We start from the raw sequence: 7370 nt of genomic DNA, 5'->3' as shown, positions 1-7370 counted from the left end.
TTACAACTGGGGTATTTCCACGTTTATGGGGGGTTTGGTTTTTTCGGGGGCAATGTTTAGAACATACACCTTTTTGTGGTCCGCATTAAACCGTAAGCATATTTATTGGGGGCGGTTTTTGCCCCCGGGCCCCACTTCCTCACTACAGCCTTACAGCCCCTGCGCCACCGGCGGCTCCGGCTGCTGCGGGAGCCCCTCGTTGACCGGCACGACCTCGTCCGAACCTGCGGCGAGCAGCTCCAGGCGCAGGGTACGGCGGGCGCGCTGCTGCTCCGGGTCGGGCAGCGGGACCGCGGCGAGGAGGCGCTGCGTGTAGGCCTCCTTCGGGTAGCGGAGGATCTCGTCGCGCGTTCCGACCTCGACCAGGCTGCCGTGGTGCATCACCGCGATGCGGTCGGCGAGGACGTCGATGACGGCCAGGTCGTGGGTGATGAACAGGCACGCGAAGTTCATCTCGCGCTGCAGCTGCTGCATCAGGTCGAGCACGCGGGCCTGCACCGACACGTCGAGCGCGGAGGTCGGCTCGTCGGCGATCAGGACCTGCGGCTTCAGGGACAGCGCGCGGGCGATGCCGACGCGCTGCTTCTGGCCGCCCGACAGCTCGTGCGGGAAGCGGCTGCGGTAGGCGCGCGGCAGCTCGACGCTGTCGAGGAGGCGGTCGACCTCCTTCGCCAGGCCGGCGCCCTTCAGGCCCTTCGCCAGGCGCAGCGGCTCGCCGATCGAGTCGGCGATCTGGAGGCGCGGGTTCAGCGACGACGACGGGTCCTGGAACACGATGCCGACGTTGCGGTGCAGCTTGCGGATCTCGTCGCGGCCCGCCTTGCTGATGTCCTGGTCCGCGACGACGAGCTTGCCGGAGTGGATCGGCAGCAGACCGATCGCGGCGCGGCCGAGGGTGGTCTTGCCGGAGCCCGACTCGCCCACCAGGCCGACGACCTCGCCCTCGTGGATCCTGAGGTCGATGTCGGTCGCCGCGCGGAACGCGGGGACACGGCCGTGCTTCGGGTACTCGATCGCGACCTTCTGGAAGTCGACGACGACCTTCCGCTTGTCCATCTCCGCCTCTTCGGCGGCCGCGGCGGCGAGACGCTCGTTCACGCGGATGCGCTCGGCGTACTCGGCGTCGGGGTTCTCCGTGCTGGCGGCGAGGGCGGCGGTGGTGTCGATCTCCTCGTCCTCGCGCTGGCCGAGGTGCGGCACGGCTTCGAGCAGGGCGATCGTGTACGGGTGCTGCGGGGCGTCGAAGACCTGCTTGACCGTGCCGGACTCGACGATGTCGCCCTTGCGCATCACGACGATGTTGTCCGCCAGGTCGGCGACGACGCCCATGTCGTGCGTGATCAGCAGGATCGCGCTGTCCAGGCGGTCGCGGAGGCTGCGGATCAGCTCCAGGATCTCGGCCTGCACGGTCACGTCGAGCGCGGTGGTCGGCTCGTCGGCGATGAGCAGCTTCGGGTCGCACGAGATCGACTGGGCGATCATCGCGCGCTGGCGCTGGCCGCCGGAGAGCTGGTGCGGGTACGAGTTGAACGCCTTCACGGGGTCGGGCAGCTCGACCATGTCGAGCAGTTCGAGGGCGCGCTCCTTGGCCTCGTGCGGCGACATGCCGAAGTGGATGCGCAGCGTCTCGATGATCTGGGAGCCGACCGTGTAGACGGGGTTCAGCGCCGTCATCGGCTCCTGGAAGATCACGGCGACCTGGCGTCCGCGCACGCGGCGCATCTGCGGCGGGGTCAGGCCGGTGAGCTCGCGGCCCTCCAGCTTGATCGAGCCCTGGACGCGGGCGTTCTCGGGCAGGAGGTCGAGGATCGCCATCGAGCTCGCACTCTTGCCGGAGCCGGACTCGCCGACGATGGCGAGCACCTCCCCCGCCTTGATCTGGTAGTTCAGCTTCTTGGCCGCGGGCACCCAGACGTTGTCCACGCCGAAGTCGACGGACAGGTCGGTGACCTCGAGCACGGGGGCGCCGACGACGACCCCGGCTTTGCCGGTGGTGTTCTCGGTCATGATTCGTGGTTCCTTTCGGGGGCGCGCTCGGGCGAGGCGGAGACGGTGCGGGATGAGAGCATGGACCCATGCCCTACGTCTCCCCCACCGAGCGCGAGGTTTTCGTGTCCCGGTTCAACCGGGTCCTTGCCGTTCTGATCTGGGCGGCCGCTGCCGCCCTCATCGTCGGCCTTCTGGTGAGCGTGCACGATGTGCGCCTGCTCTACGTCGTGCCGTGCGCGCTGTTCGCGTTCATCGGCTGGGCGCTGCTCTGGCGTCCGCGCCTGACGGTCGCCGGCGACGGCATCGAGGTGATCAACGTCACGCGGACCGTCGACATCCCGTGGCAGGCGCTCATCCACGTCGACACCAAGTACGCGCTCACCCTCTACACGCCGGGGCACAAGTTCCCGGTGTGGTCCGCGCCCGCTCCCGGCACGGCGCGCACGCTGCGCGCCACCCGCCGGGAGACCACCGGTCGCGTCGGCAAGCCGAACGTCGCGGACAGTGTGCGCCGTCCGGGCGACCTGCTGTCGACCGAGTCCGGCGCGGCGGCCGAAGTCGTGCGCCGCCGCTGGGTCGAGCTTCAGCAGAGCGGCGTGGTCGACAGCGGTCTCGCGGATGAGACGCCCGTGACGGTCCGCTGGCACGTCGTGTCGCTGGCCGTGCTGGCCGCGCTGGCGGTCGGCACGCTCGCCGCCCTGCTGGTGGCCTGAGGAGGCCACCAGCAGCACAGCGCGGGCGGATGTCACAGCACGTCCTCCGCGAGGGCCGCGCCCGTGCGGGGTCCGGACTGGTCGTCCTCGCCGGGCTCAGGCTCCTGCTCGCGCATCTTGCGGAGGTTGAACCGGCGGTGGCGCGGGTCGAACGCGTCGCGCAGACCGTCGCCGACGAAGTTGACCAGCAGGGCCAGCGTCACGATGAACGAACCGGGCCACCAGAACAGCCACGGACGGGTCTGGAACGCCGACTCGTTCGAGCTGATCAGCAGGCCGAGCGAGACGTCCGGCGGCCGGATCCCGTAGCCCAGGAACGACAGCGCGGTCTCGAGCAGGATGGCCGAGGCCATGATCAGGGTCGAGGCGACGATGACGACGCCGATGGCGTTCGGCAGGACGTGCTTGAAGATGATCCGGGCGTCCGAGGCGCCGGCGACCCTGGCCGCCTCCACGAACTCCCGCTCGCGGAGCGACAGGAACTCGCCGCGCACCAGACGCGCGATGCCCATCCAGGAGAAGAAGCCCAGCATCAGCGCGAGGAAGAACGCGCCGAGGCCGCCGAAGGTGTGACCGACGACGGAGCCGATGACCAGCGCCGGGATCACGATGAAGACGTCGGTGATGCGCATCAGGATCGCGTCGACCACGCCGCGGAAGTAGCCCGCGATGGCCCCGACGACGACGCCGACGACGCTCGCGATGAGACCGAGCACGATCATCACCAGCACCGAGTTCTGGATGCCGCGCATCGTCAGGGCGAAGTAGTCCTTGCCGATGCGGTCCTGGCCGAACGGGTGCTCCCAGGTCGGGGCGCCCTGCTGGACCTGGTTGTTCAGCTCGACGTAGTTGTACTTCCACCAGCCGGGGATCGGTCCGAGGCCGATCGCGGAGATGGAGAACAGCACGATGAGGATGAACAGGATCGCGCTGGCGACGGCGACCTTGTTGGACAGGAAGCGCTTCCAGATCAGCTTCCCCTGGCTGACGGGCGGGGAGCTCGGCTCCTGCAGCTCGTCGGCGATGACGGTTTCAGTGGTGGACATCAGCGGACCCTCACTCTCGGGTCGAGTGCGGCGTAGGACAGGTCGGCGAGGAAGTTGAACAGGATCGCCATGATCGCGATGACGAGGAAGTACGCCATCACCGGGTTCAGGTCGCCGCGCGACAGGCCCAGGTTGAACAAGGAGCCCATGCCCGGGATCGCGAACACCTTCTCGGTGATGATCGCACCACCGAGCAGCGCGCCGACGTCGAAGGCCACCAGGGTGGTGATCGGGATCAGCATGTTGCGGAACGCGTGGCGGACCACGACCGTGCGCTCCGGCAGGCCCTTGGCGCGCGCGGTGCGGATGAAGTCCTGACCGAGCACCTCCAGCATCCCGGCACGCGAGTAGCGCGTGTACGACGCGAACGAGATCAGCAGCAGCGCGACCGTCGGGAGGGCCAGGTGCGTGAACGTGTCGAGACCCGTCACCCACATATCCCCGGTGAGACCGGGCGTGGAGGAGCCGACGGTCGCGATCGGGCGGCCGTTGGTGTCCTGGAAGTACGCCGGCCAGGCCTGCATGAAGCGGTCGACGACGATCAGGAACCCGGACACGATGGTCACGATGACCGCGACCCGCATGTTCTGGCCGCGGTCGTAGCCGCCGACCAGCCAGCCGATCAGCAGGCTGACGCCGATCGCGACGATCGCCAGGATGACGATCGTGGAGGGCGTCGAGATGTTGAACAGCCACTGCAGCCCGAAGTAGCAGACCAGCGCGACGGCGCCGGCGATGCTCGCGGAGATCAGCGCGCGGCGGTTCTGCAGGCCGGCGGTCAGCGCGGTCGCGCCGATGATCGTCGCGGCGATCAGGATGATCATCACGACCGGGCCGAGACCGGGGTGCAGGAACCAGTTGGTGACGCTCATCAGCAGCAGAACGCCCGCGGTCGCGACGCCTGAGACACCGAACGTGACCGCGCGCCTGCGCAGATCACCGCCGATCAGCGACTGCCAGATGAGTCCGGCCACCACCCCGATCAGTATCGCGACCCACCAGGGGATCGTCGGGTTCGCCAGGAAGTTGTTGAAGCCGATGGCCACGAACTCCTTGAGGAGCACGGCCACGAGGAACGCCGGCAGCGAGTACAGGAAGAAGCTGAGGAACGTGACGACGTTGTCGAGTCCGCTGTACTGCCGCAGGGCGGTCACGATGCCGATCGTGACACCGAGGAGGATCGCGAGGATGAGCGCGACGGTGACCAGCTGAACGGTGGAGGTGAGCGCCTGCGGGAGGATGTCCACCACCTTCGCGTTCGAGACAGTCGATCCCAGGTCGCACGAGTTGGCGAACGGGATCAGGCACTTGGCCGCGCCTCCCAGCCAGAGCAGCCACCGCAAGGGCGGTACCACGTCGAGCTGGAGGAGCTGGATGCGCGCATTGATGAGCTGCACCTTGTTGGGGGAGCTGCTGCTTCGCAGATCCTGAAGCGGGTCGGCGCTGTACGCGACCAGCATGTACATCAGGAACGAAGCGGCGATGATGATGAGCACTGAGACAAGGAGACGTCTCAGGATGAAACTCGCCATAGGTTCAAAACCTTCACTGACAGGGCGCGCCATTGCGGGTTGGCGGCGAGGAGCTCGCCTGGCGCGATTCGGGGGGACGACCGGATCACGGCCGTCGACTTACATGATAACGGGGCGCCGACTCGAAGCCGACGCCCCGTCGCAGCGGAGTGCCCGGGGGTCACCCGGGCACTCTCACTGTCGAGCGTTACTTCGCGGTGGAGGACTTGACAGTCCACTCCCAGAAGTTCCAGAACGGGCCGTTCTGGTTGCCCATGTACTTCACGCCGTCGACGCGCGAGGTGGCGCCGAAGACACCCGGGAGCTGGAACAGCGGCAGACCGTAGCCCTGCGCGAACGCGGTCTTGTCGATGTTCTTCTCCAGCGAGGTCAGCTTGCTGGTGTCCAGAGTGGTCTGGGTAGCCAGCGCGTCGCTGTTCGAAGCGGTGAAGTTGTTGTAGTTGCCGCCACCGCTGGTGGTGAACAGCTGCGGGATCTGCGAGGTGCCGGCGCCCGGGCTGATCCAGCCGAAGAGCGACGCGTCGTAGTTACCGCCCGGGAGGAGCTTGCTCCAGTCCGGCGAACCGGCGTCGACGACCTTGAAGCCGGCCTTCGCTGCGGAGGTCGAGATCGCCTGGAACTCGTCGACACGGTTCGGGTTGTTCGTGTTGTACAGGATGCGGACGGTCGGGGTCGCACCGGCGAGCAGCGCCTTGGCGCCCGCGATGTCCACCTTGTCGTACGCGGACGAACCGTTGTTCTTCACCGAGTCGCCGTACATCGGCTGCTGGTTCGGCAGCCAGATCTGCGAGTCGAGGACCTTGGCCTTCGGGTTCACCGGGGTGACGATCGAGTCGAGGATCTGCTGACGCGGGATCGTCTTCAGGAACGCCTCACGGACCTTCTGGTCCTTGAACACCGGGGACTTGAAGTTCAGGTCGAGGTGGTCGTACGACGCCTGGTCGCCGGTCAGGACCTTCGCGCTGGTCTGCTTGAGGGCAGTCAGCGTGTCGGCCGAGGCCTGCGGGTTGATGATGTCGACCTCACCGTTCTGGAGAGCGGTGACCTGAGCGTTCGCGTCCGGGATGATGCGGAACACGATCTTGTCCACGGACGGCTTGAGACCGCCGTCGTAGTACTTGTTCTGCACCATGGTGAGCGACTGGCCCGGAGTCCACGACGACACGACGAACGGGCCGGAGGAGACCAGCAGGTCGGGGTCGGTCGGGAACGCGGTCACGTCGTAGCCGGTGTTGACGAAGTTGGCGGCCTTCATGAGGGTCGCGTCGGCCGGAGCCGGCTTCGTCGGGTCGCCCGCGGGCAGGCCCTTCAGCAGCTTGGTCAGGTCGGCGGCCGAGGACAGGCCCGCCTTCTTGGCGACGATGTGCGCGGGCTGTGCGATCGGGTTGACGAGCTCCCAGTCGACGTACGGCGTCGAGTACTTCAGCGTGATCGACGTGTTGTTGTCGCCGATGGTCGGGAAGGCCGTGGCGTTGATGCCGGCGGTCGAGCCCGCGATCTGGAAGTACTGCGTGCCACCCGGGACCTTGTTGCCCTGGGCGTCAGGCGACGAGTCGTAGTGACCGGACGCGATCGCCCAGCCGAGGACCATGTCGTCGGCGGTGACGGGCTGGCCGTCGGACCACTTGTCGTTCTTGTTGAGGGTGTACTTGACCGTCAGCGGGTTGTCCGAGAGCTTCTCGTACTTTCCGAACTGGTTGTCGTGGACGATCTTGTAGTTGTTGTCGATGTACTGGAAGCCAGTACCGTACGACCCGTCCAGGTAACCGACCTGGCCGTTGGTGTCCAGGTTGCCCTGGGGGGTCTGTGAGTTGAACGAGGTGAAGTCGTTCACGACAGCGACCGTCACGGTGCCGCCCTTGGCTGCGGACGAGGTCCCCGTGCTGCCGGTCGTGGTGCAGGCAGACAGAGCGAGCGCTGCAACGCCGGCGACGGCGACGGCGCTGACCGCGTACCTGACCTTTCTTCCCTTGATGTGCAATGTTCCTCCTGTGCGAAGTGTGCGGCAGCACGGGCATGCGAGAGCCCCGTACCCCGCGGGATAAGACTGACCCTAAGTACCGTTGAGGGTGAATGCAAAATGGGGCTGG

At 67.0% G+C, this 7370-nt stretch carries 5 protein-coding genes; 1 reads left to right on the top strand and 4 read right to left on the bottom strand.

Annotated features, from left to right (window positions below; genetic code table 11):
• Positions 1 to 150: 150 nt before the first annotated feature.
• Positions 151 to 2007, bottom strand: a complete 1857-nt coding sequence (locus ACFRFH_RS17120) for a dipeptide ABC transporter ATP-binding protein (RefSeq protein ID WP_382464207.1) — start codon at positions 2005 to 2007, stop codon at positions 151 to 153.
• 68 nt (positions 2008 to 2075) lie between these two features.
• Here ACFRFH_RS17120 and ACFRFH_RS17115 point away from each other — a divergent pair, with 68 nt between their 5' ends.
• Positions 2076 to 2702: a PH domain-containing protein gene (locus ACFRFH_RS17115; RefSeq protein WP_382464206.1), complete on the top strand. Its 627-nt coding sequence runs from the start codon at positions 2076 to 2078 to the stop codon at positions 2700 to 2702.
• Positions 2703 to 2734: 32 nt separating this feature from the next.
• On the opposite strand, the gene ACFRFH_RS17110 is transcribed toward ACFRFH_RS17115, so the two are convergent.
• The 3 genes from ACFRFH_RS17110 to ACFRFH_RS17100 form a co-directional block, all read right to left on the bottom strand.
• Positions 2735 to 3748: an ABC transporter permease gene (locus ACFRFH_RS17110; protein WP_382464205.1), complete on the bottom strand. Its 1014-nt coding sequence runs from the start codon at positions 3746 to 3748 to the stop codon at positions 2735 to 2737.
• Entirely contained in the window at positions 3748 to 5280 is a 1533-nt protein-coding gene (locus ACFRFH_RS17105) for an ABC transporter permease (protein ID WP_382464204.1), read from the bottom strand. The genes ACFRFH_RS17110 and ACFRFH_RS17105 overlap by 1 nt, the downstream gene beginning before the upstream one ends.
• Positions 5281 to 5467: 187 nt before the next feature.
• Positions 5468 to 7261, bottom strand: a complete 1794-nt coding sequence (locus tag ACFRFH_RS17100; protein WP_382464203.1) for an ABC transporter family substrate-binding protein — start codon at positions 7259 to 7261, stop codon at positions 5468 to 5470.
• Positions 7262 to 7370: the final 109 nt, after the last annotated feature.

This window comes from Leifsonia sp. NPDC056824 (assembly GCF_042789575.1).
Taxonomy (GTDB): Bacteria; Actinomycetota; Actinomycetes; order Actinomycetales; family Microbacteriaceae; genus Leifsonia.
This window is presented reverse-complemented; position numbering and strand designations above follow the sequence as displayed.